Source organism: Methanocalculus sp. (assembly GCF_029762515.1).
Taxonomy (GTDB): domain Archaea; phylum Halobacteriota; class Methanomicrobia; order Methanomicrobiales; family Methanocorpusculaceae; genus Methanocalculus.
The window spans coordinates 1-1,360 of record NZ_JARVGN010000514.1; the positions used below are offsets into that span (position 1 = coordinate 1).

Below are 1,360 nucleotides of genomic sequence, written 5' to 3' on the forward strand. Positions count from 1 at the left end.
GCCAGAAGATCGGCGAGGAGCTCAAGATGAAGGGCATCAGCGCCGGCATCGGGGCGGGGGCCGGCGGGCTGACGGCGCTGATTTTGAAATTCTTTTTGAACCGGGGATGGTAGGGGCGTTCAGAGATGCCGCATCCGGTAATGCGGTCCTTCCGTGTTCCGCACCCTGTCCATAAACTGTTTGTTCGCGATCCGCGAACGTTTTGATCGCGAACCAAAAACTTTCGGCCGGAAGCCCAGACCATATTGCCGGGCGGTTCCTGGACTCACGACAACGATCCATGCGGCTGGAGCGGGTGCTCAAGGAATAAAAGAGCCAAATAACCTGAGGAGAACCGAAAATGGTGGGGATTCCGAGTCAGATAAAGTTTCGGCCGTTGAAAAAAGTCTAAGATTTATCCAACAATGATACAAGTTTACGCAGACTTAATTCACGATTTCGGGTTTATTTTTAAAAAAAAAGTTGGATATTTGATTTTCGTTATCTAACATTGATGCAAACTACTCAATTATCTTTATTTACACCTTTTTCGGAAAGGACCCATTTCGCTTTATACGTCTTACTCCCACTCGTTTCAATTATTCCGTCCTTGCGCATTTCCTGAAGCAGATTTTTTACGAATAAGCGCTTCTGTTCATAACTAAGGGCATCTGAAACTTTATCCAGAAGTAGATTGTCAATTTCTTCTCTTTCTGCCTGATGAAACTGCTTTAGATAGGAGATAACCATATCCTTGAAATGCTCTTTATCAAATGAACGTTTCTTTATGTAGTCCGCTCGCGAATCCGTTTCCGCAGCAACACTCGCTGAAACGAAAATATGGGGGTGCCTCCCCTCAATCAGTTTCTTTTCTCGCAGGTGCTTCCGTTCCTCGGGAGTAATCGGATAGCTCTTCTGTACTTTGTCAAGGGTGATAACATCAATAAGGCTCAGATCCTTTCGCCGGATAAGCATCTTGGTGTACTTCTCATCGATCACCCGTCCAGTGATCCTGACCCGAACTATCCCTTGTTCGTCGAGATCATAATCCGGCATCGGGAAATTTCGGTCCCGCTGTTTTACAAACATCCGTTTGATTCCGCTGCCAATGGTGTCGATCATATTCAGCTCGACCATCGCATTTGCCAGGAAACGATTCCGGTAGACATCAGGTGGGACATCATGCTCAATAGCATTCTGAACAGTACCCGGAATAAATTCGCCTCGATTTGTAAACAATAAGGAATCCGGCCTTTCAGTCACTGTGATACGAGCAGATTGCCGGTAATCCTGATGGGCAATACAGTTGTGTAGTGCCTCACGAATCACCCAAGGATCGTATTGTGTCACCTCATAAGGAAACAGCGTTTCTTGGGAGATA

The 1,360-nt window shown here is 46.3% G+C and carries 1 protein-coding gene; it reads right to left on the reverse strand.

Features of this window, described 5'->3' with window-relative positions:
• Window positions 1-504: 504 nt before the first annotated feature.
• The coding region (locus tag QCH34_RS12735) for an ATP-binding protein (RefSeq protein WP_300334681.1) at window positions 505-1,360 on the reverse strand (856 nt) is incomplete at its 5' end.